The organism is Anatilimnocola floriformis (assembly GCF_024256385.1).
GTDB classification, from domain to species: Bacteria; Planctomycetota; Planctomycetia; order Pirellulales; family Pirellulaceae; genus Anatilimnocola; species Anatilimnocola floriformis.
Map to the genome: position 1 here is coordinate 3555549 of NZ_JAMLFW010000001.1, position 21442 is coordinate 3576990.

The 21442-nt window shown below is 58.3% G+C and carries 16 protein-coding genes; 7 read left to right on the forward strand and 9 right to left on the reverse strand.

Features of this window, described 5'->3' with window-relative positions; genetic code table 11:
• Positions 1–41 precede the first annotated feature (41 nt).
• The 6 genes from M9Q49_RS13655 to M9Q49_RS13680 form a co-directional block, all read right to left on the reverse strand.
• Positions 42–3188 (reverse strand): DUF7088 domain-containing protein, encoded by a 3147-nt coding sequence (locus M9Q49_RS13655; protein WP_254509311.1) that lies wholly within the window; start codon positions 3186–3188, stop codon positions 42–44.
• 89 nt (positions 3189–3277) lie between these two features.
• On the reverse strand, positions 3278–4000 hold the full coding sequence (locus tag M9Q49_RS13660; protein WP_390844814.1) for an ABC transporter ATP-binding protein: 723 nt from the start codon (positions 3998–4000) through the stop codon (positions 3278–3280).
• 357 nt (positions 4001–4357) lie between these two features.
• Positions 4358–5071, reverse strand: coding sequence for a hypothetical protein (locus M9Q49_RS13665; RefSeq protein WP_254509313.1), 714 nt, complete (start codon positions 5069–5071; stop codon positions 4358–4360).
• A 38-nt stretch (positions 5072–5109) separates the two neighbouring features.
• Positions 5110–5958 (reverse strand): LOG family protein, encoded by an 849-nt coding sequence (locus M9Q49_RS13670; protein ID WP_254509314.1) that lies wholly within the window; start codon positions 5956–5958, stop codon positions 5110–5112.
• Positions 5955–7166 carry a prepilin peptidase gene (locus tag M9Q49_RS13675; protein ID WP_254509315.1) on the reverse strand — a complete coding sequence of 404 codons (1212 nt, stop codon included), beginning with the start codon at positions 7164–7166 and terminating at the stop codon, positions 5955–5957. The genes M9Q49_RS13670 and M9Q49_RS13675 overlap by 4 nt, the downstream gene beginning before the upstream one ends.
• A gap of 171 nt (positions 7167–7337) precedes the next feature.
• Positions 7338–7814: a hypothetical protein gene (locus M9Q49_RS13680; RefSeq protein WP_254509316.1), complete on the reverse strand. Its 477-nt coding sequence runs from the start codon at positions 7812–7814 to the stop codon at positions 7338–7340.
• 168 nt (positions 7815–7982) lie between these two features.
• On the opposite strand from M9Q49_RS13680, the gene bioD reads away from it, so the two are divergent.
• A complete protein-coding gene (bioD, locus tag M9Q49_RS13685; protein WP_254509317.1) occupies positions 7983–8771 on the forward strand; it encodes a dethiobiotin synthase in 789 nt (262 codons plus the stop codon).
• 118 nt (positions 8772–8889) lie between these two features.
• The gene (locus tag M9Q49_RS13690) at positions 8890–10089 is read left to right on the forward strand and encodes a glycosyltransferase (RefSeq protein WP_254509318.1); all 1200 of its coding nucleotides are present in this window, start codon (positions 8890–8892) and stop codon (positions 10087–10089) included.
• A gap of 92 nt (positions 10090–10181) precedes the next feature.
• On the opposite strand, the gene M9Q49_RS13695 is transcribed toward M9Q49_RS13690, so the two are convergent.
• From M9Q49_RS13695 to M9Q49_RS13705, 3 genes are all read right to left on the reverse strand, one after another.
• Positions 10182–11234: a glycosyltransferase family 9 protein gene (locus M9Q49_RS13695; RefSeq protein ID WP_254509319.1), complete on the reverse strand. Its 1053-nt coding sequence runs from the start codon at positions 11232–11234 to the stop codon at positions 10182–10184.
• Positions 11235–11261: 27 nt separating this feature from the next.
• On the reverse strand, positions 11262–12098 hold the full coding sequence (locus M9Q49_RS13700) for a DUF6655 family protein (RefSeq protein WP_254509320.1): 837 nt from the start codon (positions 12096–12098) through the stop codon (positions 11262–11264).
• A gap of 200 nt (positions 12099–12298) precedes the next feature.
• Positions 12299–14914: a peptidase gene (locus M9Q49_RS13705; protein ID WP_254509321.1), complete on the reverse strand. Its 2616-nt coding sequence runs from the start codon at positions 14912–14914 to the stop codon at positions 12299–12301.
• Between the two features lie 664 nt (positions 14915–15578).
• Here M9Q49_RS13705 and M9Q49_RS13710 point away from each other — a divergent pair.
• The 5 genes from M9Q49_RS13710 (at position 15579) to M9Q49_RS13730 (ending at position 21441) form a co-directional block, all read left to right on the forward strand.
• Positions 15579–16001 (forward strand): archease, encoded by a 423-nt coding sequence (locus M9Q49_RS13710; protein WP_254509322.1) that lies wholly within the window; start codon positions 15579–15581, stop codon positions 15999–16001.
• A 123-nt stretch (positions 16002–16124) separates the two neighbouring features.
• Complete coding sequence (locus tag M9Q49_RS13715; RefSeq protein WP_315861176.1) at positions 16125–17588, forward strand: RtcB family protein; 1464 nt, start codon at positions 16125–16127, stop codon at positions 17586–17588.
• A gap of 68 nt (positions 17589–17656) precedes the next feature.
• Entirely contained in the window at positions 17657–18604 is a 948-nt protein-coding gene (locus M9Q49_RS13720) for a hypothetical protein (protein WP_254509323.1), read from the forward strand.
• A gap of 46 nt (positions 18605–18650) precedes the next feature.
• On the forward strand, positions 18651–18860 hold the full coding sequence (locus tag M9Q49_RS13725) for a hypothetical protein (RefSeq protein ID WP_254509324.1): 210 nt from the start codon (positions 18651–18653) through the stop codon (positions 18858–18860).
• 532 nt (positions 18861–19392) lie between these two features.
• Positions 19393–21441: a PrkA family serine protein kinase gene (locus M9Q49_RS13730; protein ID WP_254509325.1), complete on the forward strand. Its 2049-nt coding sequence runs from the start codon at positions 19393–19395 to the stop codon at positions 21439–21441.
• Position 21442 lies beyond the last annotated feature (1 nt).

The following is a 21442-nucleotide window of genomic DNA, read 5'->3' on the forward strand; positions in this document are numbered from 1 at the left end:
GAACTAAGAGCTGAGATCTGGGGAATTGCCGGAACGAAACGTTAGTAACGGAGTCGCGATTTCGACACGCCTTCGCGTTCGCGTACGCGGCGCTGGGCGTAAACCGACAAGCCGATGAGGAGCGGGAAAATCAGCGGCAACACGGTCGCAGCGATCTTCACCGAGTTCTGTGTCGATTCGATGTCGCGATCGCCTTTACGACGGAGTTCGTCGGCCGAACGCTCAAGCTCTTGCTCGAGCTGCTTCTTCCGCACGCTGATCCGCTGATCGATGATCGTTTCCTTGACATTCGCCTGACGTTCTTTTTCGCGGAAATCAGCAACTTGGGCGGCATCGAGCGTGCCTTCGGTTTGCTTCTTCCGCATCACTTCGAGTTCCTTCTTGAACTCGGCGATTTCCTTTTCCTTCTCGGCTTCGAGATCTTTCACGCTCTTGTCGAACTGCTCTTGGAATTTCTTGAGCGTGTTCGTTTCCTCATCGCGGGTGCGTGAAACCTTTTCCTCGATCATCCGCAGCGTGCTGTGCTGCGGCTTGCGGATGCGAATGCGAAGGAAGCGGTCGTCGCCGGCCGCCTGATCGATGGCGTTGAGGGCGAAGACCACATTATCAAAGCGGAAGTTGAACAAAGCGTTCGGCATGTTGCGGTTCTGCAGAAAGAAGCCGTCAAGCATGTCGACGTCGCACACATACACGCAGTGAATGTGTCGAGGCTTTTTCTTCTCTTCGGTGGACTTTTCGTCCTTCTTCTTGTCGTCGTCACCCTTGGCCGAGGTGGATTTCACTTCAGGAGTCGCGGCCGGCGGATCGATATCGGGACCGATGATTTCAGCGGCCAACGTGTAGCGTTTGTCGGACTGGGTTTCTTCGAACTTATTCTCCAGCGCGCGACGCCCTTGTTGTTGCAAGCGGCGGAGCTCTGCTGAATCGAGCATGCCGGTATTGCGACTGGCCGTCGAGACGAGCGGCGTGAGCTTCGTCTTAGCGCCGATCTGTTCTTCGATGGCGCCTGGAATCAGAAGCAACAGTTCTTCCATACCGGCGACCATCGTCGCGTCTTTGTTGAATACGTTGTTGGCTCCCGGCGCTTCCTCGCGAATGAAGACCAGCTCAGGGCCGAGCCCAGTCCGCGTAAACCGCGGATAAGGGTTATAGGCCTGCCAGACAATGTTGCCCGGCGGCTTGGCGGCGGGATTGCCAGCGTCACCAATGGGCTTGATGCCGAGAACTTCCCACAGGGCGCGAATGTCGCCCTTGGGCGGCGGCGGACCACCACCCATGCCCATGAAGCCACCTTGCGGCGGCTTGTCGACGTTGGTGCCGACCAGCGTGCCGCCAGCAAAGATGCTGGGCATCGGATCTTCGAAAATCGCACAGGGCTGCCCCTGGCGAACTGCATCGACGACGTTTGAAAGTTCTTGCGGGCCGAGGCTGGATGGTTGGACAATCAGCAGGGCGTCGTACTTGCCCACTTCGATCGGCGAGGTCGGATCGACTTGCTCAACGCGATACTGCTTTTCCAATTCGTCGATAATCGGCTGCTTGGGAATTTGCCGCGGCTGCATCCCTTGCATCGAGAAGCCGCCGTACATCTGAGCGTCGGTCGTTACCACGCCCAGTTTCTTCCGATCGCCCTTGGCCACCGTGGCAATCGAACGGACCAGTTCATATTCCACCGGCAAGCCATGGCCGAAGAACGGCACGACGACTTTTTCCAGACCGCACGTGAAAGCAGCCCCCAGGATCAGTTCTTCCTGGCTCATTTTTTCGCGGCTTTGCAGCTGCACGGTCTGCTTCTTGATGCCGAAGCGACTTTCGGCGCGGGCGGCTTCTTCCGAGAACATTTCCAGGTTGTCGTGCATGCGGACTTTGATTTTGCCGCCGCTGTAACTGGCTAGTTCCTTCAGGCTTGAAATTAGGTTGTACCGAGTGCGGATAAAATCCTTCGGCATGTCGGCGCTGATGAAGGCGTCGATGGTGACTTGTTTCTTGGGATCCAAATCACGAATCAATTTGATCGTATCGGGCGACAGCGAACTGACGCTGCCGTGCGTCATGTCCTGACGAAGAATTTCGTGCCGCGAGAGATAAAAGCACAGGCCGAGGCCGGCGATGATCAAGCATTCGACCCGCAGCATGAAGTGCCCGAGCATGCCGCCTTGCATGGCATTGATGATCGCGCTGGCGTTGATGGTGAGCACCGACAGGATAAGGAGAGCAGCCCCCGACCACTGAAGCGCGAGCAAGAACCGCGGATGATTCACGAGCGTAGTACCCAGGAAGCACAGCAATCCCAGTAACACGAGGCCGAGCGAAACGCCGATCGTCAACGTAGTCAACTCGGATTGGGTTTGATCGCGGCCACGGCCCGACCAGTGTCGTCGGCCGATCAGGATCACACTCACGTAAATGCCGATGGCGAGGATCGACGTGAAATACAAAATCGAGGCCAGGCTGATAACGCCGCGGCCAAAGTCATCGAACTGCGACCACAGGCTCCACCGCATCGCGCCGTTGGCAACGGCGGGGGCGGCAATCGCGTGATCCAGCCAGGCAATGGCGACCAACAGCGAATTGAGCAGCATGCCGAGCACAAAGCTCACGGTCATGTTGTTGGTGAGGAACGAGCCAATCATGCCCAGTGCGATCATCGCCAGGCCCATCAGCCAGTAGCCAACGTAAGTGGTAAAAATCAAACCGATATCGAGTGAGCCCAGCGACAACATCGCCAGCACCATGAAGCTGGAAACTTGTGCGAATAGCAGCGAAAACGTAAAGATCGCAGCCGCGGCCAGGTATTTGCCCCAGACGATTTCGGCGTCGGTGGCTGGCAGCGTGAGGAGCAATTCATCGGTGCCGGAGCGGCGTTCCTCGGACCAAATACTCATCGTGATGGCCGGCACGAACAGCAGCAGAATCAGCGGCATGTAGCTGCTGAGAACATCGAGGTTGGCCAGATTGGCCGTGAAAAATTTATCGGGCCAAAACGAGCAAGCCGACGTAAGCAATACGAACAAGCAGAGGAACACATAGCCCGTCGGATTGCTGAAGTAACCGAAGACGTTGCGTTTGACCAGCGCAAACGAAGCCTTGTTGAAAGAGGCCAGTGGCACGAGGAGCAAGGCCAGCAGGCCGATAAACGCCACATCAATGATGAGGAGGATGATCAGTTGCAACAGGATGGTGCCCATGAATATCTATCCGTTCTGCCAATCAATTCGCTGAGAGTTGCTTGTATTTGGTGCGTCGGCCGGACCCTATTGTTGATCCGGCGGACCAACTAGCCTTCCGTTGCCGCGGTGCGCGTCAGCCGATGGAAAGCGGCATCGAGTCCTTGACCATCGCGATCGAGATCCTTCACGCTGCCGTCGTAAACCAGGCGGCCTTCGTTGATCATCACCACGCGACTGGCGATCGCTTCGACTTCTTGCAAGATGTGCGTCGAGAGGAGAATTGTCTTCGTCTCGCTGATTCGTCGTAGCGTCCGACGCACTTCCAAAATTTGATTCGGATCGAGACCTGCCGTCGGTTCGTCCATGATCAGCACATCGGGTTCGTGCAGCAGGGCCTGAGCCATGCCGACGCGTTGGCGGAAACCCTTCGATAATTTGCTGATCGGCTTGTGTACGACGCTCGACAAAATGCAGAGATCGATCACCGCATCGATGCGATCGGCCTTTCGTTTGCCGGCAATGCCGCGAGCATCGGCGAAGAACTCAAGCAGCGAAAACGGAGTCATGTCGGGATAGAGCGGGCCATTTTCCGGCAGGTAGCCGAGCTTTTCAGCGCCGGCGAGGCGATCGGTCGCCATGTCGTGCCCAGCGATGCGGCCCACGCCTTCGGAGGGCGAAAGGTAGCCGGTGAGGAGCTTCATCGTGGTGCTTTTGCCGGCGCCGTTTGGCCCGAGAAAGGCAACCAGTTCCCCCTTCGCCACGCGAAAGGAAACGTTGTTCACGGCGGCGAACGCACCATAGAACTTGCTGAGACCAACGGCCTCGATCATCGCAGGCTCGCTGGCTCGGCTCTTCGTTTGTGGGTCAGTCATCGACCTGTTACCTGACAACCGGGGGGAGGAAACGAACCGTTGCGGTCAGCTGGCTGGTGGATTTCCAGTGCCAGCTTCCAGCTGTGAATACACAGTTGCCGCGACGATTGGCGGGAGTTGCGTCCCTGCTTAAAGTGCCACAGTATAACGGCTTGCTGCCGCCGCTCAACCGGCTTAGTAGACAAAGCCGGCCGGCATTGCCCAGCTTAACGCGTGCACCGCTATGCTTGGATTACGACGCTGGCAGCCCGTTGGTTCGCTCCGAACCTGCTACCGAGGCCGCAGTTGTCTCTTTTCGCTGCGCTTCGTGAGCGATCAACCCACCCAATCGCCGGCCACGCGCTGATCGACAATTTGCAGCCGTTGTTCCAACGTTCGCTCCAGATAGAGGGCATCGGCTGGCTCTGAAATGCTCGAAAGCAGGCTCATCCGCTCGCCGCTGTTGAGCAGGACGTTGAGGTTATAGCTGTACGCGTAGCCGTGGTCGCGATGGTGGCACTGCTCAGTAACGAACAGCTGACTGATCTCGAAGACCGAAATTCGCTTGTTGCCCCAGGTCGGCAATGGCCCTTGATACACGCTTAATTCGCCGCTCGCGATTCTTACTTCCGTGCGGTTGATGAACGTGACCAGGATCCAATAAATCATGCCGATGCCGGCAAGGAGATGCAGCATTGGAAAGACGATTGGGATCACCGCGAACCAGCCTCCTCCTTTTAGGAACGCGCCGATCGCGAACGTGTACCACGCGAGCAAAAAGCCGTTCCAAAAAATTGCGAAGAAGACGAGGAACCAAATGGCGTGTGTGTACCACCGCCAGCCGATTGACAGGTCGGGGCCAAAATCATCAACCCGCCAATGCCGCGGCGCCGCGATGGGGAGACTGCTCCGCAAGTTGATGATCGGCCGGCCCGCTTGATCGACGAGGCTGAAAACCGAATTGCACGACAGGCACTTTCCCACGCCGAGCTGAATGTTGACATCGGCAGCAGGAACCGGCTTCAGGCAATCGGGGCAGGTGAGTTTCATGCTGACTATTCGTTCCTCGCTCGCAAAGATTGCTGCCGCTAGTCCATGCGACCTTCTTCACGCAACCGATGAAAGTCGTGAATCTGTTCCCAGGCTTCCAGCGGCGTCTCGGCGTATTGAATGAGCTTCAAGTGATGATCGGCGATCACCCCTTCGTCAGCGAGCGCTTGGAAATTGATGATCCGATCCCAGAACTTCCGGCCGAAGAGAATGACGGGAATGTTCTGCATGCGGCCGGTTTGCTTGAGCGTGAGAACTTCGAACAACTCATCGAGCGTGCCGAAGCCGCCGGGAAAAGCGACGAGGGCTTTGGCGCGCAGCAGGAAGTGAAACTTCCGCATCGCGAAGTAGCGAAACTGAAAACAGAGTTCCGGCGTGATGTATGGGTTTGGAGCTTGTTCCTGCGGGAGGGTGATATTGAGGCCGATGCTTTTGCAGCCGATGTCGTGTGCGCCGCGGTTGGCGGCTTCCATCACTCCTGGCCCGCCACCGGTAACCACGACATAGTTGCAAATGCCGCCGAGCTGGCAGGTGGAAGAGACAATCCGCGAAAATTCGCGCGCGAGCTCGTAATACTTCGCCTTCTCCACGACTGCTTTTGCCCGTTCAACATCGCGCTGCCGCTGCGGATCACCGGGCTGTTCGGCGAGCGCGTTCTCAGCCGTTTGCAAACGCAGATCGGCCGCGGCCTGTTCGACGATGGCCGTGCCGCCGAAGACGACGATCGTCGACTCGATCTGATTTTCCGTCAACAGCATCTCTGGCTTGAGCAGCTCGAGCTGCATCCGCACCGGCCGAAGCTCGGGGCGTTCGAGAAACGGAATGTCTTCATTCGCCAGCTTGTAACTGGGGCTGCTGAGAATCGCATCGAGCGGAGAATCGGTCATGAGAGGGTAGGCTCGTCGGGGGAGGGAGCAGATACTTCGATTGTAGTTGCGTCGTCCGGCAGCGGCGCAGGCGGCGTGGGTTGAAACGCTTCATCGATAATCGGCAGGGGAAATGCGTATTCGCGGGGCAAGCGAAACGTTGCAACGGAAAGAAGTGCGATGGCGAGCAACGTCACTAGGCCATACGCACTCAGTTGACCAATCAGCGACGGATTGATGACTTGCGGATAAACGGCGATCCACCGCCACGTGAGCATTGCCAATAGCGTGACAAGGGCCAGGTCACGGATGGGATGAATCGACAACTTTTCAGCATCACCCGAGATGCTGATTTGCAGGATCGACCAAGCGGCGAGCAGCAGCGGAATGAGTTGCCAGCCGAAAACAACGCCGATGGCAATCCACAGCAGCGCGATAATGCTGCCGTAGCGCGACCACAGCCATTGTCGCGAACCAATCGTGAACTTGATCAGCCCAGCCGCGAGCAAGCCAGCCATTCCGCCGAGAGCGATATCGATTAACGGCGACTGCAGGATCCAGCGGCTGGGATTGGGCAAATCCACGAAATGCAATCTGTGGGTCGCGTTGAGCAAGTCGAGCGCAGCGATCGGATGAAGCGCGGGCCAGGTTAGCGAAGCAGCAATCGCGAACAAGATCGTTGGCAAGGCGAGTCGTTTGGGAATCAGTTGGCGGTCGAACTCGATCAGTGCGCCGCAAACCAGCGTGGCAATGAGCACGAGATGCATCGCCGCGGCGGCGCCGAGCGGTTTCGATTCGAGCGTGGTTAGCACATTTCGCGCAGTGCCCGGCGTGGGCCGCGGAAAATTCAACCCGTTGCTGAGCACTTCCATTCCACCGACGATCAGAAAGATCACGCCCAGTAGAAATTCCACGCGCGGGTAGCGCGGCGAAATGGGCAGTTGGCAATCGGCGCAGCGGCCACGGAGCATCAGCCAGCCGAGAATCGGCAAATTGTGTTGCAACCGGATCGGATGCAAACAGCGCGGGCAGCGCGAGCCGGGATTGCTCAGGCTGAGACCGAGCGGCAGGCGATAGACAACGACGTTGAGGAAACTGCCGACCGATGCGCCGATCGCAAAGAACCACAAAGCCAGCAGGGCTCCGCCGATGGCCCAGATTTGTTCGGCGGACGGAAACGGTTCTTCAATGACCGGCTTGATTCCCGCCAGCAGCGACACGATGAGCATGCGTTCCCTGCACTACGCGGCAATTAGAATCGGCGATGAGAAAGCTCAGCTCACATCGAGCAGGCAACCAGCGAATTTTCGCAGGTTGCCTGCAGAGCGTATAGGCCGTCTGTCGGCTTTCGGCTCTCGCTCCCGCGAAAGCGTGCGTCTTTCACCGAGTGAAAGGCGACCTTAGCGAGCAGCGACTTCGCGGCGGATCACATACGGATTGATGATCATCTGCGGCTGCACGGAAGAGTTGTCGCCAGCGGCCGGGCCAACGCGCGGGGGCGGCAGTTGCCCACCACCATTCGGCTGGGCATAAGGATTGATGAACACCGTTGGATCAGACGCAGCCGACGAGCGGCTTTCGATCATCTGTTGACCGAACTGCGGATAAGTCGGCGGATAGGCGTAGGGGCTGTAGCCGTACGGACGGCGAATGATCTGAGCGCTGTAGTACACCGGCGGATGAATCGCGTAGTAGGGAGGCTGCGGCACGAAACCGACGCGCGTGCCAAGGTAACCCCAACCACCACCCCCGCCGTAACCGCCCCAACCATTCCAAGCAGCGACATCGCCACCGTAGGGAAACTGGGCCTGAGCGACATTGGCAGAAACGAGGGCGAGCAGCAGTACGCTGCAGAGCAAAGCGAAGCGGCGAATCATGGGAGTATTCTCAAAGCGGGGAGCGAAACAGGGTCTAACTCCACACTAGTTACGCGGGCACCTGGTTACAAACTGCGCCGTCGATTCTAAAGCGCCGTCAACCCCCCAGCCAATACAACCGGCACAACCCTTCTTTTGCACTCGCGCCTGAATTGCTACGGTGGCAGCATGGGACGAGTTACTACAGGACGACGCACGGTTGCTGCCCGCAAGTCTGCCGCCGCGCCCTCGCTGAATCCGCATGCGGCCCGCGTGCGTGGTTTGTTCATCGCCGGAACCGACACCGGCGTGGGAAAGACTTACGTAGCCGCGTCGATTGCTCGCGAACTCGCGCAAGTCGGTTGGCGAGTCGGTGTATACAAGCCCGCCGCCAGCGGTTGTCATCGCGATGGCAAGCGAACACTCGTCTCCGACGATGCCGTGGCGCTCTGGAATGCAGCCGGTCGACCTGGAAAGTTATCCGCCGTTTGTCCGCAGCGTTTCGAAGCGCCCCTCGCGCCGCATCTCGCGGCCAAAGAGGAACGGAAGGAAATCGACGCCGCGCAACTTCGTCGCGGCTTGCAGTATTGGCTCAAGCGGAGCGATGTCGTTATCGTCGAAGGAGCCGGCGGCCTGATGTCGCCGGTCGGCGAAGAAGACTACGTCGCCGATCTTGCTCGCGACTTCGGCTTCCCGCTCGTTATCGTCGCCGCCAATCGGATTGGCACGATCAATCACACACTACAAACGCTGATCGCAGCCCAAGCCTTCGGCTCGGGATTGCCAGTTGCCGGCATCGTCTTGAACGACGTCTTGCCGCCGGACGGATCCGACCCCAGCGTCCGGTTCAATCGCTGTGAACTCGAACTGCGCTGCGTGCCGCCGGTGCTCGCCCAGCTTGGCCACTCGCAAGAGCACTTCGACCGCACGGTCGATTGGCTGCAACTCGCGCAGCCGGCGCGAGTGATTAGGAAATAGCCATTCCAATGGCTGCTAGCGGCTGCAATTCTCTCTAGCCCGCTGCGATTCACCTTGCTAAAGTCCCGCCGCTTGTAATTCCGTACCGCCAGGGATGGCTGTGTCAGAGGGCTGGGTCATGAAGAAATCGAATCAACCGCGCGGGCTGTGCGTGGCCATCATTGCGCGCGACGCGGCGATGCTTATTCATCAAACGCTCGAGAGCATTCGCGATCTTGCTGCCGAGGTCGTGGTGCTCAACACGGGTTCGCACGATACGACGTCTGAAACGGCGGCGCTCGCCGGGGCACGGGTCATCAACTACCTATGGGATGACAACTTTGCCGGCGCTCGCAACGCGCTGCTGCCGCACATTCGCTCACCCTGGATTTTGTGGCTGGATGCGGGTGAAACGCTGCTGCCCGGCGATGCAGCGCTCCTCAAGCAGTTTGTCGAAGACTATGCCGACGACGGCCGAGCTTACTTTTTGCGAGTTGCGACGCCGCCGGCCGCGGGTCAGATCGGTGGCGAGCAAGTGGCTCGGTTGCGGCTGCATGCGAATCGGCCGGGCCTGATTTTTCATGGCCGAGTGCGGGAATCGCTGCAGCGGTCGCTGACGGCGTTCAACATGGAAGCCGAACATTTGCCGCTGACGATTCAGCGGAGCAACCGCGAGCACAATCCACAAATCAAAGCCGATCGGGCTCGGCGAAATATCCGCCTCGCCGATCTGCAAATCGCTCAAAAAGGCCCCACGGCCGACATGCTCAATTGCCTTGGCGAAGCGCATCAGGCTCTGCAAGAACATCCGCAGGCGACTCAGCATTTCCGCCGGGCCCAGGAATTGGCCGCGGCGAATTCGACCGAAATGCTCGAAGCGTACTACGGCTTGCTGACCAGCATTCCCGGCCCGAATGCGGTGATCGAACAGATGCAGCTTTGCCTCACGGCGATCGAGCAGTTTCCCCTCGATGCCCAGCTGTTGTGCGCACTTGGCGGCTACCTGCAGAGTACGCAACGCATGGAGCTTGCCATTCGTTCGTTCGCTGTCGCTGCCGAGCACGGCCAAGTGAACTCGCAGTTGTGGCATCTGCCCGACATTCGCGAGATCGCCATCTCTTGCCACACGCAACTGTTGCAGCAGCAGGGGCAAATCGAAGCGGCAGCGCGAACTCTCGAACAAGGCATCGCGCGCTATCCGCAATCGCAGCGGTTGCTCACCCAGCGGAAGAAAATGCATAGCTCGCAAGAATCGGCAATCCGTGTCGATGTGCTCGAGAATGGCATGCAGCAACGGCCGCACGCGGCAACGGTTGGCCAGCTGAGCAGCAAGCGGTAGAACGGTCTGCGAGTGATGTTCAAATTGGCTGTTCCGAGTTTTTCGGAACAGCTTTTTTGTGCGCTCACATTCTCGTTAAGAACGGCCTATCACTAAGCAGCGATCGGTTGCAGTTGCCGGCGAGTTGCTCGCAGGACTTCGTGGCAAGCGGCAGTCACTTGTTCCACGGTGACGGCCCGCATCGCGATGTTCTCGGCCTCGCGACGTTCACGCGAAGAGCCCGTCTGCAGAAAGGCTTGCACGGTTCGATGGTGCGGGCCAAAAGGTCCGCAATCGGCAGGATCGGTCGGGCCATAGATGCCGACGCAGGGAACTCCGACGGCGGCGGCCATGTGCAGCGGCCCCGTGTCGGAGCCGACGAACATTGTCGCGTGACGAGCGAGTTCAGCGAGATCCGGCAGCGAGGTGCTGGGGGCGAGAATCGCGGCGCCGTTCGACTGCGCGACGATTTGCTTGGCCCATACCCGCTCCAGTTCACCGGCCCAAACAACAACGGTCCGCAGGTCTTGTTGGCTTTCCAGGTAGCGCGCCACCGCGGCGAAACGATCGGCGGGCCAAAGCTTTGAATCCCAACCCGCGCCGGGATTGATCAACGCCATGGGCTTGTCAGCCAGATTTTGCGAATACAACCAAGCCGCAATCGACCGTTGATTTTGCACCGGCCGCGGCAGATCGAAACGAACGGGCGGCAGGTCCACATCGAGTCTGGTCAGCAGTTGCCGGTAGCGACCAACGACGTGGCGCTCAGTGGACTGGATCAAATCGTTGTTGAACCAATGCGAGCGTTCGCGACCAACCGGCGGACGAAAGCCGATTCGCCGTTTTGCTCCACTCAGCCAGCCGAGGACCGAGCTTTTGAGCAGGCCTTGTGGATCTAGCGTAATATCGGGCCGCAGGGCTTGTAGCTCTTTGCGCAGCGTCCAGAGTTTGCGAGGCGACTTGAGCACGCCTTTTGGCGCGATGATGACCTGATCGATCGCAGCATGTCCTTGCAGCAGCGAACCGCCGGCTTTCTCGGCAACCCAGCCAATCCAAGCGTGGGGGAAGGCATCGCGCAGGGCACAGGCGAGCGGCATGGTCAGCACGCAGTCGCCGATCGCGCTAAGGCGGGTAATTAGAAAGCGGGGTTGGGATTCAGCGGTCATGTGCATTCCTTTGCAACGTCTGACGCATCAATTTCGACTGCCGGCCACTGCTGCAGCGGGATTAGCTACAGGAGAGGAGTTTTGCGGTGTCAAAATTCGAGCAGGTATTTGTTCATCGCGAGCTAGCGCTCGCTGAAAAGTTTGCGGTTGAGAAAAACTGGTCAGGCCGCGCGGCATGGGATTGGGCGTCCGCATACCAGGAGCGGGAGACGAGGTTTGCACCTGGTCGTAGATGCGCCCTTTTTGAAACGGCCCGATACCGAGCACCCACAAATCTTTTGCCGTGCTGTTGCCCGTGGCGATGCCCGCCTGCCACACAGGCTCACGAGTCGCGCGGTCATATGCCACGACACCGATGCGCGCGGCGCCGAGTTGATGATTTCGCCGGCCCAGCGATAGATCGGGCAGTTGCGGCAACGAACTGCCGCCGGGAGTTACCGCCGCGGCTGCCGTGTGCAACATCACGCCGGTCGGTACACCATAAGTCTGTTCGTCGCTATCGGCGCTCATCGCGCCGAGTCGGGCTTCGACGATGATGTCGGCGTCGTCGGCTTTGTCCTGCAGCAGGCAGTTGTAGGCCAGCATCTGCTGCCGCAGCGAGCCGATGACGTATCCCACGTTGCCGTTGATGATGGCCGGTTTGTCCGGAGCACTCGCCGTAGGCAGCATGCTTTTATCGAGATACACCCGACGGCCCGACAGCGGGCTGAAGTCGATCTGGCTGACCGCGTGATCCACCGCATCAGAAATCACCAGCTGCTCGGTCGCCAGGCGCGACTTCGTCACATTGCAGCCGCAGGCTGCAATCAGCAGCGCCGGCAACAGCAGGCAAGTCATCAGCGTCGGTGGAGAGTTCCGCAACATGGGGAGCAGTTTAGCCCTGCTGCCCATTCTGCCAAAGATGAGTTTTCTTCTCGCGTGCTAGCAAGCGGCGTTGATGCAGTATGATTCGATACTTCGAAAGGTGTGGTCGAGGCCCCCGGAAGTAATCCCGTACCAGCAGAACTCAACCAGCACCGCTGGCAGGGCCAATTAAAATCTCTGGCGGCACCGAAAAATCACCATCAGTTCGTTACCTTTGCCCAAAACGGATGCTGCCGGTCGCCGCGCGTCCGCACATCTTCCAGTAGCACCGGCAAGTCAGGTTGCGGGTTCAGCACCCGTTTGCCTTTTTTCAAGACGACGAACGGCTTGTTGTCGAAATCGATCATTTCGGGCGACAGCCAAACGGTGATCTTGCCCGCCGAGGTATCGGCCGAGATGCCGTTGTTCGGCAAGATCGCCCCTTCGATCTTCGTCGGCAGCGTGCCGCGCGGTGGCGGCCATTGCACCGGATCGACCACGCTCTTGTCCGACATCTGGTCGACTTCGACAAACCAGAAGTAACGATCCCAACTTCGCAGCACGTTGGCTTCAAACTTCTTGGGGAAGAAGTTGCGGCGATGGAGATTCATCCATTCAAAAATGTTCTGAATCTCGTCATGAAAGTGTTCGTGGCCGCGGCCTTGAAACTGAACGACCATCGAATCGTAGCCGACGTACTTCAGATACTTTTCCCAGTCGGCAGCGTTCACAAACCATTTGTCGCCGTCCTTCTCGCCGCAGACAAAATACATCGGCAGATTGCGACCGTTCTCTTGGTAGCGGGTGATGTACTTATCGGCGCGGGCCACGATCGGAATCACGCCGGCCCAGTGATCGGGATGGGCCAGGCCGATATCCCAAGCGGCATCGGCGCCCATTGAGTGGCCGCTCAAAAAGACCTTGTCGGTATCGATCGAAAAACGGCGAATAGCATCGCGCACCGAATACAACACAGCGGCATGTTCGCGGGCCGTGAACTCGTACTCGCGCTGATGATCGCGCGTCCAAACCGGCGCAATCACGATATAGCCATGCCGAGTCGCCTGGCCGTAACGCATACCAGCCTTTGCTGAATGCGGGCCGGCCCACCAATCGACTTGCTGCAACGCGTTGGTCCCAGCGCCGTTGAGCGTGACGATGCAGGGATAACGCCGATAAGGATCGTATTCGGGCGGCAACTGCACGTAATAGTTGATGATCGGATCTTCGCTGATGCCGGGCGTCTGCAACTGCAGCAAGCCATTGATGCCTGCATAGGCGGGCAAGTCGCCGATCGGCGAACCGTCCTTATCGACGGGCGGCGGCAACACCACTTTGTTGGCCTTGATCACTTCGGCCGGCGGCGGCGCGGCGGGCAACTTGTCATCGAGCAAACCGCCCGGACCCTTCTTTCCCGGCGCGATTGGAGCTGGCGGCGCAACCACCGGAGCTCGAACAGCCGGCGGCGCAACGGCGGGGCCAGCAACCGGCTCGGCTTTCTTCTCCGGGATGGCCGGATCCGGTTCTGGCCCTTTGATGACCGCAAAAGTGGCCATCGGCGGCTTCATGTGAGCGATGAGCTTGGCCACCGATTCCGGCGTGCTACCTTCCAAGCTGTTGAGCGCGGTCAGGGCTGCATCCCGTTCCGGCTTGCGCTTGGCAAGGAGATAGTCGCGCACGCGGTCCCGAACTTGCGCGAGCGCCAGTGCCACGGCCAAGTTGTCCGTGCCGTTGCCGCTCCCCATCAACCAACCGCTGATCGCCAGCGACAGCTTTTGGTCCGGCGTCATTTTGGGATCGTTCTGCAGCCGCAGATAGTCGGCCATGCGATTGAGCGTGTGGATGTTCATCTCGGCCGCGATTTCCTGGCACAGCGGCAAGGCTTTTTGGCGAGGTCCATCCAGTTCGATTTTGGAATGATGTTCTTTCATCAATTCCAAGACGAGGTCCCCCTTGGCCTTGATGTCTTCATATTCCTTGAGCGTATCGGTGGCTTGCAGCTTCATTTCGCCGCCGACGCCTTCGCTGGGAAAATTCGTGAGCATGTCGATGGCCAGGCGATGCTGCCCGGCTTCGCGACGGAGTTCGATTTCCTTAAAGAGCATGTTGCTGCCGGTGGCTCGCAAGCGGCCGACGAGTTCTTGCAGATTGCCGAGATTCGGAAAGTCGCGAATGACTCCTTCGAGCTCCGCGCGAGCGTCTTGAACGCGCTGCGCCTGCAAATACAACCGCACGATGCTCAGCCGTTGTTCCGCGTTCTTCGGATCGATCCGATGCATCAGGATTTCGCTGAGCGTCTCGCGCGGGATCGAGCTCGTGGCGATCCGCATCGACCAGACGTATTGATAACTGCCGCGCGTGAGGGCTTCGACCTTCGTAAACTTCGGCGTGATCTCGGTGATCCCCTGAATGACGTCGATGTTTCCCTTGTTTCCCGCCATCGTGAAAGTGCGACGGCCATACTTATCAAACGGTTCGACCTTTACGATCGGGCCCACCGAGGCGATGCCAGGCCCTGCCGAAGCGACGGCTTGCTGCAACTTGATTCGCTCGAAGGCGCTCATCTGCGAATCGCCAAACGTCTGCACGCTCTTCTGGCCGACAAACACGCGGCGCAAATCGTCGTCGATGATCACGATCTCTTTGACCGCGACATCGCCACCGCCGGCTGCTCCCGCCGCAACGGCCCCATCGAGGCTGCCGATCTTGCCGACGCTCCCCTCAATCCGCATGCCATTCTTCAGCGTGATGACTTCAGCGAAGGCGGGCTGAGTGATCAAGAAAACGGAGAGAACCAGCCAGCGCAGGTAGTTCTGCGCGCAGAGATGTCGATACATTCCAGCCTCCTGTTCCGACCGCCGAGAGTTCGGCGTTGAAAAGCCCGCACCGTTTCATTGTGACGGAGTGCGGGCACAAGTCAACAAACTCCGATTTCTGTTCGCTCCGGTCAACTGCTACCAGCCGAACGACCAGTGTAAATATGCGAATTCCGCGACAGAATTATAACCATTATAACCGTTATGACGATTTTTAAATACATGCAAAGCTTTACTGCAAAAAGCTTTGCGCGAAATGGTCCCGAGATGTCTATAACCCCTCGCCCTTGATTTCGACTCTTCGAAAACCCGCGACAACTCTTTGCCTGGCAATGACTTCGGAACAACATTCTGACAAGTGTCCAATAACGGGTTATAACCTCGGTATAACCATTCCTATAACACCTCCATAACCGCCTGTTAGATCTTGGCAACGTTTTCATAACCATTCCCAGCTGACCGATACCTTCAACCGAACCGCCCGATTTTGGCGCCGCGCAGCAGTGACTAGCTTCGGCCTCGCACAGCTCACGAGTGAATTGAGGTAATCTCATTCCGGCGTCACCGGTGTTACTCGATTAGACAGCGACCGGCGACAACTTAGGTCTGCGCCGTTTCGGGAGCTCTCCCTCCCGAATGCGCGAACCATTTCGTACCCACTTTGCTCCTTTCCCTTCGAGCAACCATGTTTGAAGTTTTCGAACACACAGCAGACTTAGGGATTCGCGCGCGAGCAAGGTCGCTGGAGGAGCTGTTCGCGGAAGCAGCGCGCGGGTTGATTGCACAACTGGCAAATCTCGACGCGGTGCAGCGAGTCTCTGAGAAATCGATTGAGCTAGCGAGCGATTCGCTGGAATATCTGCTGTTCGATTGGCTCAGCGAGTTGCTGTATGCATTTGAGGAATCGCGATTGCTGCTGAGTGAGTTCGACGTGCAGATCAAACAAACTGGCGAGGAGTTCAAACTCCGCGCTGTAGCCCGCGGCGAAGTGGCCGATGCGGCGCGACACGAATTGGATCACGAAGTGAAAGCGATTACGTATCACGGCTTGCTTGTTGAGCAGCAACCGGGCGGCGATTGGCTCGCCGAAGTGATTGTCGATATTTAGGAAGCCCGTAGCGTCAGCGAGGGAGTCCACCGGAGGCCAATGTGCCACGCGATCCAAACATGAAAATGCCAAAGAAGAACCACACGCCCTCGCTCACGCTACGGGCTACCTAAGGACAAGACGATGCCTAAGGGCGGATTTCACGGACCGATTGAGAAGGTCAACGATTATCTCTGGCGGATTCCAAAGTCGTATCGCGAGGGAATGCGCGTCGATGGGCTGATCTTCGCCGACGAAGAGTTGATGAAGCTGATTCGCGCCGACCAGGCCGCGGAGCAAGTGGCCAACGTGGCGTTCTTGCCCGGCATTCAGCACGCCAGTCTGGCCATGCCCGACATTCATTGGGGCTACGGCTTTTGCATTGGTGGCGTGTGTGCGACCGATCCGAACGAGGGTGGCGTCATTTCGCCGGGCGGTGTTGGCTACGACATCAACTGCGGCGTGCGACTCGTGCGGTCGAATCTTTTCTATCAAGACGTGAAGCCGCATCTGCGTCGACTGATGGACACACTTTACACGCACGTTCCCGCTGGACTCGGTCAGGATGGTAAGTATCGCTTCAATCCGCGCGAGTTGAAGCAGCTGATGGGCGATGGTGCCGCTTACCTCAAGCGACGTGGCCTGGTGACGGCGAGTGATCTCGAAAATACCGAAGCGGGCGGCTGCCTGGAAACGGCGGATCCAGAGAACGTGACCGATCGCGCGCTGGAGCGCGGCGGCAAACAGTGCGGCACGCTCGGCTCGGGAAATCATTTTCTCGAAGTGCAGGTCGTCGATGCCATCTTCGATGCCGAAGCCGCCGAGGTGATGGGGCTCGAGAAGGACATGGTCTGCGTGATGATCCATTCCGGCAGTCGCGGCTTGGGCTATCAAGTTTGCGACGATGCCCTGCGCGATCTCCGCAAAGCGCCGACGAAGTACGGCATTGATCTGCCTGACAAGCAACTCGTCTGCGCACCGGTTCACAGCGAAGAGGGCGAGCATTATCTGGGCGCGATGTCGGCTGCGGCGAACTACGGCTTTTGCAATCGTCAGCTGCTGATGTGGCAGGCTCGCGAGTCGTTCGAGCTGACCTTCGGCAAAGGCTGGGAAGCGTTGCAGATGGGGCTCATCTATGACGTGGCGCACAACATTGCGAAGCTCGAAGAACACACGGTCGCTGGCGTGAAGAAGAAAGTCTGGGTCCATCGCAAGGGCGCCACGCGGGCGTTTCCGGCGGGCCATCCGGAGATTCCCGCGCAGTATTCAGCCATCGGTCAGCCGGTGATTATTCCCGGCGATATGGGCCGCGCAAGTTGGGTGCTCGTCGGTCAACCTGGCAGCATGGAGCAATCATTCGGCACGGCCTGTCACGGCGCGGGGCGCGTGATGAGTCGCACAGCAGCCGTCGCGCATGCAGCCGGTCGGCGGATCGATCAAGAGCTACTCGCCAAGGGAATCGAAGCCCGCGCGCGAAGTTGGCGCGGCTTGGCTGAGGAACAGCCCGATGCCTACAAGGATGTCGACCTCGTGGTGAATGTTGTGCATCAAGCCAACCTGGCGAAGAAGGTCGCGCGCATGCGGCCGATTGGGGTCGTGAAGGGATAATTTGTTTGACGCAACAGCGCCGCAAAAAACTGGCTTTGGCGTGCTTAAGTTGCCTACAATCATCGACCATGACCATCAAAGTAACCTGCCGTTGCGGACAATCGTTTGCGGCCCGCCCTGAATATGCTGGGCAGACGCTGGCCTGTCCGGTTTGCCGTCAACCTCTCACGGTGCCACAGCCCGATGATTTTGGCTTGGAACCACTGCCCGACTTTTCGACTCCGGTTTCCAAATCGCTCGCGCCCGCGCCCATCAGATCGCAGAGCGGTAGTGGATTGAACATGCCGATGCTCCTCATGCTGGGTGGCGGCGGCTTGGTTGCGTTGATCGTGCTGGGAGTGATTGGCAGCTATGCGTACTACGCGTTTTCCCTGGTTCGATCGGCATCGTCGCTCCCAGACAGCGTCGCCGAAATTCGGGAGATTACCGGGCAACCTGCCGGTGATCTGACGCGCGAAACGGAGAAGGTTTTTGGTGGCAAGAACACACCGGTCACCGGTGCCGCTCCGCCGGGCGGCGGCTTGCAGAGCTTTTTGCCGCCAGCCACGCCAGCAGGCATGGTGACGCACACCATCGCCGGAGAGTATTCGATTGCCGCGCTGCCGGAATTCGAGTGGGTAGACATTCCCAAGAAGGTGTTCGGGGATACGATGGCCGTCAACAGCACCGGCAAGAAGCCGGGGGAAAAGGTCGGCGACATCATCATGGTGCATCTCGAAGAGAGACCCAACGCCTCACACAACCACCGCCGCGCCTACCTGCAAATGCAACACTCGTTCATCCATCTCTTCGGCCAACTGCGGCCGGTGAGCAACATCAAAGGTTTTGAACTCCCGGATGAAATTCCCAACGTGGTGAATTTCTCCTACGACTTTGACAATGCCGGCACCGTTGGCAAAGGCGCGGGCAAGATCATCTTCAGCACCAAACGTGTTTGCATCTTGAGCCTCCGCGTCATGGATTCCAAAGACGCGCCGCTGATGCACGCCTCGCTGAACAGTTTTCGCGAGTTCTAATCTTGCTCGGTAATGTCAGCCCAGGGTCGGGTCTATTTTCGGGCCATTGAAATTCCCGTTCTCGCGCGCCGTTGCGATCAAGGGGCCGGGAGAATTTTCCGGCCAACGTGAACTTGCCGAAATTGTCGCGCTGCCGGAAAACACTCCCGACCCCGGATGGCAGACGCTGCAAATTCCCGCAATTGAGGCATTTTTTGAACAGAGTGTGACAAATTCGTGCGCACCTGCTATTGCCGAAATTGAAATGTGGAAATAACCTTAACTTAGGAGAGGTAGGAGAATTGATTGGCAGGGATCAGCCTGGCTCCGGCATTTGTACGCTGGCGTGCCGCCCTACCACTCTGCTCGCCTCTGACGGAATGCTCTTTTGCATCTTCTTGGGACGCAGCGACTCGCGGTCGCAATTTAGCGTCGGCATTCTTGCCCGGCATCTTCTCCCCAGCCGGTTGCAACCTACCGACGTTTCGTGCTGATCGCTCCCGGTCGCTAGGCGCTTTAGCCAACTCTCGGTGACAGCCAGAGTCGACTGCTGCGCACTCGGCAAGGCATCGCTACGAAGTGATGCGTGCTGGCGAACCCAACGGCCGCAAAATTGTCACAACTTCAGACGCGCGGGCCATGTTGAATTCGGAACAACCTGCGTAGTCGCAGCATCCAAGTTGCGTACTCGCAGCAAACACATCGCGGCCGCTCACAGGGCCCGCGACCCTCGTGGTAAGCGAGGGCCATGGGCACCGAATGTGCAGCCACCGCGCACGCCAAGCGTGCGATTTGAGGAGGACGGTGCAATGACGGCAGGCAAAAGCATCATCGCCATGATCGGCGGTCGGCAAGATCTCGACCAGTTCCGCAAGAAGAGCTGGGTCGGCACGTTCGAGGAATATCTCGATCTGGTGCGCGAAACGCCAGCGGTGACCCGTAACGCGTTCGAGCGCGTCTACGACATGGTCATCTCGTACGGCACGAACGTGTACGAAGAGTCGCGCGGCGTGAAGCGGACTCATTTCAAATTCTTCGACGACCCCGACAACGGCGGTCGCGACGCGGTCTTTGGACTCGACGAAACGCTCGAGAGCTTCGTCAACGCGCTCATGTCAGCCGCCAAGGGTTACGGCATTGAGAAACGCGTGCTGCTGTTGCACGGCCCGGTCGGCAGCAGCAAAAGCACGATTGCGCGGATGATGAAGCGCGGCCTTGAACGTTATTCGACGACCGATGCCGGCGCGGTTTACACGCTCGGTTGGGTTGTCGAAGGGAACGAAGACGTGCTGTGGTGCCCGATGCACGAAGAGCCGATGCACCTTGTGCCGGAACGCTTTCGCGATGATGTGCTCGCCGATTTGAATGCCGGCAAGGACGATCAAGATTACAAAGTGCGGATCGTGGGCGAACTGTGCCCTTACTGCCGGTTCATGTATTCCGAGCGGTTGAAGAAGCACGGCGGTGACTGGACGAAGGTCATTGAAGACGTGCGTGTGAAGCGGATCACGCTCAGCGAGCAGGACCGTTGCGGCATTGGTACGTTCCAACCCAAGGACGAAAAGAACCAGGACAGCACCGAGCTGACCGGCGATATCAACTATCGCAAGATCGCCGAGTACGGCAGCGATAGCGATCCACGAGCGTTCAATTTCGACGGCGAATTCAATGTCGCCAACCGCGGCATCATCGAGTTCATCGAAGTGCTGAAGCTCGACGTCGCGTTCCTCTACGACTTGCTGGGCGCGAGTCAGGAACACAAGGTCAAGCCGAAGAAGTTCGCGCAAACTGACATCGACGAAGTGATTCTCGGTCATACGAATGAGCCGGAATATCGTCGCCTCCAGAACAACGAGTTCATGGAAGCTCTCCGCGATCGCACGGTAAAGATCGACGTGCCGTACGTCACTAAGCTGAGCGACGAAATCAAGATTTACGAAAAGGACTACAACAGCGGCAAGGTAAAGGGGAAGCACATTGCCCCGCACACCATCGAGATGGCCGCCATGTGGGCGATTCTCACGCGACTTGAGCCGCCGAACAACGCCAGCCTCACGCTGCTGCAAAAGCTGAAGCTGTACAACGGCCGCACGCTGCCGGGTTTCACGGAAGAAAACATTAAGGAGATGAAAGAGGAAGCCGTCGGCGAAGGCTTGCACGGCATCAGCCCGCGGTATGTGCAGGACAAAATCAGCAATGCTCTGGTCGCCCACCTCGATGCGAAGTCGATCAATCCCTTCATGGTGATGAACGAACTCGAAGCGGGGCTGAAGCATCACAGCTTGATCACCAGCGAAGAACTGCGCGCGAAATATCGCGAACTGCTCGGCGTGGTGAAGGAAGAGTACGAGAACATCGTGAAGAACGAAGTTCAACGGGCAATTGCTGCCGATGAAGATGCCCTCAAGCGATTGTGCGGCAACTACATCGACAACATCAAGGCCTATACACAACGCGAAAAGGTACGCAACAAATTCACCGGACAAACCGAAGATCCGGATGAACGGATGATGCGGTCGATCGAGGAAAAGATCGACATTCCCGAAAGTCGCAAGGACGATTTCCGCCGCGAAATCATGAACTACATCGGCGCGCTGATGATCGACGGCAAGACGTTCGACTACAAAGCGAACGAACGGCTGTACCGAGCGCTGCAATTGAAACTGTTCGAAGACCAAAAGGACACCATCAAGCTCACGAGCCTGGTGTCGCAAGTGGTCGACAAGGATACGCAAGCCAAGATCGACGTCGTGAAGAGCCGGCTGATCCGCGACTTCGGCTACGACGACGAAAGCGCGAACGACGTGCTGCATTACGTGGCCAGCATCTTTGCCCGTGGGGATGTGAAGCGCAAGTAGC

Excerpts from the sequence above, each read along its gene's own strand:
- M9Q49_RS13720 (WP_254509323.1), top strand. The coding sequence starts at position 17,657 with ATGACCATCAAAGTAACCTGCCGTTGCGGACAATCGTTTGCGGCCCGC.
- M9Q49_RS13680 (WP_254509316.1), bottom strand. The coding sequence starts at position 7,814 with ATGATTCGCCGCTTCGCTTTGCTCTGCAGCGTACTGCTGCTCGCCCTC.
- M9Q49_RS13690 (WP_254509318.1), top strand. The coding sequence starts at position 8,890 with ATGAAGAAATCGAATCAACCGCGCGGGCTGTGCGTGGCCATCATTGCG.
- M9Q49_RS13705 (WP_254509321.1), bottom strand. The coding sequence starts at position 14,914 with ATGTATCGACATCTCTGCGCGCAGAACTACCTGCGCTGGCTGGTTCTC.
- M9Q49_RS13655 (WP_254509311.1), bottom strand. The coding sequence starts at position 3,188 with ATGGGCACCATCCTGTTGCAACTGATCATCCTCCTCATCATTGATGTG.
- M9Q49_RS13730 (WP_254509325.1), top strand. The coding sequence starts at position 19,393 with ATGACGGCAGGCAAAAGCATCATCGCCATGATCGGCGGTCGGCAAGAT.
- M9Q49_RS13715 (WP_315861176.1), top strand. The coding sequence starts at position 16,125 with ATGCCTAAGGGCGGATTTCACGGACCGATTGAGAAGGTCAACGATTAT.
- M9Q49_RS13665 (WP_254509313.1), bottom strand. The coding sequence starts at position 5,071 with ATGAAACTCACCTGCCCCGATTGCCTGAAGCCGGTTCCTGCTGCCGAT.
- M9Q49_RS13670 (WP_254509314.1), bottom strand. The coding sequence starts at position 5,958 with ATGACCGATTCTCCGCTCGATGCGATTCTCAGCAGCCCCAGTTACAAG.
- M9Q49_RS13660 (WP_390844814.1), bottom strand. The coding sequence starts at position 4,000 with ATGATCGAGGCCGTTGGTCTCAGCAAGTTCTATGGTGCGTTCGCCGCC.
- bioD (WP_254509317.1), top strand. The coding sequence starts at position 7,983 with ATGGGACGAGTTACTACAGGACGACGCACGGTTGCTGCCCGCAAGTCT.
- M9Q49_RS13700 (WP_254509320.1), bottom strand. The coding sequence starts at position 12,098 with ATGTTGCGGAACTCTCCACCGACGCTGATGACTTGCCTGCTGTTGCCG.
- M9Q49_RS13710 (WP_254509322.1), top strand. The coding sequence starts at position 15,579 with ATGTTTGAAGTTTTCGAACACACAGCAGACTTAGGGATTCGCGCGCGA.
- M9Q49_RS13695 (WP_254509319.1), bottom strand. The coding sequence starts at position 11,234 with ATGACCGCTGAATCCCAACCCCGCTTTCTAATTACCCGCCTTAGCGCG.
- M9Q49_RS13675 (WP_254509315.1), bottom strand. The coding sequence starts at position 7,166 with ATGCTCATCGTGTCGCTGCTGGCGGGAATCAAGCCGGTCATTGAAGAA.